This is a genomic window from Frankia tisae (genome assembly GCF_025403405.1).
GTDB classification, from domain to species: domain Bacteria; phylum Actinomycetota; class Actinomycetes; order Frankiales; family Frankiaceae; genus Frankia; species Frankia tisai.
This window is the reverse complement of sequence record NZ_JANEZT010000610.1, coordinates 1-2,251: the sequence shown is the minus strand read 5'-3', so window position 1 is coordinate 2,251 and position 2,251 is coordinate 1. Positions and strand designations below refer to the sequence as shown.

1 protein-coding gene is annotated in these 2,251 nt (G+C 75.6%); it reads right to left on the bottom strand.

The genetic code is table 11. The features are described 5' to 3' along the window. Window positions 1-61: 61 nt before the first annotated feature. Window positions 62-2,251, bottom strand: a 2,190-nt coding sequence (locus NBZ85_RS30470; protein WP_261563355.1) for a DEAD/DEAH box helicase, incomplete at its 5' end; no start/stop codon positions are given.

The window sequence follows — 2,251 nt, the reverse complement described above, 5'->3', positions numbered from 1 at the left end:
GAACCCACAGCCATGCCCGATTCCACAGCCATGCCCGAACCCACAGCCACGATCTCGGCGCTCAGACACTCGTCGCGTAGGCGATGACGCCGCGTCGCAGTGCGTCCATCGCGGAACGGGCGGTGCGGCGCACCCGGGAGTCGTCGGGGGCGACCTTGGAGATCTGGTCGAGCAGATCGAGCAGTTGGCGCATCCACCGGACGAAGTCGCCGGCGGTCAGCTCCAGCCCGCTGTCGGTGAGGACCCGTTCCAGCGGCCGGCCCACCGCCCAGTCGTGGGCGGCGGGGACGAATCCGAGCTCGGGTGGGCGCAGGAAGCTCAGCCGGTGGCCCTGCTCGGTCGCGGCGAGGCGGAACGCCAGGCGACCCATCTCGTCGAGGCAGTCGCGCAGCGCCGCGCCGCCGGGCAGCGCCGGGACGCCGACGTCGTCGCCGCGCGGCTCGAAGACCAGGGTGGACACGGCGGCGGCAAGCGCCGGCGGGGTCAGCTCCGCCCAGATGCCGGCGCGCAGGCATTCGGCGACGAGCAGGTCCTGCTCGGAGTAGATGCGCGCGAGCACCCGGCCGGCGTCGGTGACGGTGTCGCCGTCGAGGTAGCCGAGCTCCGCCAACGCCGCACGGACCCGGTCGAACGTCTTCGCGACCGTGTTCGTGCGGCCCTCGACCTTCCGGGAGATCGCCGCGGTCTCCTTGGCGAGCCGGTTGGCCTGCTCGGCGGAGCGCAGATGCTCCTCGCGGCGCGGGCAGTCGTGCACCGGGTGGGCGCGCAGGGCACGGCGCAGCCGGGCGAGCTCGGCGTCGTCCGCGGCCGCGGAGCGCGCCTTGGCACGCCGGCCGGGCGGGCCTTCGGGGTCGACGTCCGCGGCCCGCAGTGAGGAGGCCAGATCCCGGCGGGACTGCGGCGAGCGCGGGTTGAACGACCGCGGCACCCGGACCCGCCCGAGCGGCTCCACCGCGACCGGGAAGTCGACCAGCGACAGCCGCCGCACCTGCTTGTCCGCGGTCAACACCACGGGACGGGGCCCCTCGGCGCCGACCGCGTTCGCGTCGGCGTCGAGGACGACGGCGAGCCCGCTGCGCCGCCCGGCGGGCACCCGCACGATGTCGCCGGTGCGCAGCCGGCCCAGCGCCGCCGCCGACTCGGCACGCCGGCGCGCCGAGCCCTCCCGCGACAGCGCCGCCTCCCGCTCCCGGATGTCGCGCCGGATCCGGTCGTACTCGGCGGCGTCCCCGCGGTCGCAGCTCAGCTGCGCGCGCATCTCGTCGATCGCCTCGCTGTTGCGCCGCACCACCCGAGCCAGGCCCACCACGTCCCGGTCGGCCTGGAACTGCGCGAACGACGACTCGAGCACGGCGCGGGCCCGGTCGGCCCCGAGCCGGCCGACGAGGTTCACCGCCATGTTGTAGGAGGGACGGAACGACGAGCGCAGCGGATAGGTGCGGGTGGACGCGAGCCCGGCCAGCGCCAGCGGGTCCAGCCCCGACTGCCACAGCACGACCGCGTGCCCCTCCACGTCGATGCCGCGGCGGCCGGCGCGGCCGGTGAGCTGCGTGTACTCCCCGGGGGTGATGTCGACACGGCTCTCGCCGTTGAACTTCGTCAGCCGTTCCAGGACGACGGTGCGGGCCGGCATGTTGATACCGAGCGCCAGCGTCTCGGTGGCGAACACGACGCGGACCAGCCCCTGGACGAACAGCTCCTCGACGATCTCCTTGAAGGTGGGCAGCATCCCGGCGTGGTGGGAGGCGATGCCCCGTTCCAGGCCCTCCACCCACGCCCAGTAGCCGAGGACGCCGAGATCGGACTCGGGGATCCCGGCAGTGCGCTCGCGGACGATCGTCCGGATCCGCTGCTGCTCGGCCGGGCCGACCAGGCGCAGCCCGGCGCGCACGCAGGAGGTGACCGCGTCATCGCAGCCGGCCCGGCTGAACACGAACACGATGGCGGGCAGCAGGCCGTCCCGGCCGAGGCGCTCGACGACCTCCGGCCGGCCCGGCACCCACATCCGCCGCCGCGGCCCGGGCCCGCCGCGACCCCGGCCGTTGCCGTAGCCGCCGGGCATCGCCCGGCTCTCGTCCCGGGCGAGCCGGACCAGGTCCGGGTTGACCACCCGGCCGGCCACCGTGGCCGTCGCGCCGCGGGACCCGCCGCCGTTCGCCCGACCACCACCGCCCGCACCGTTGCCGCCGGTGCGAGCGGCAGGCACCGGCGGCGACCAGGCTCGAGCCTCGTCGGTGGCGCGCCCCCGCCC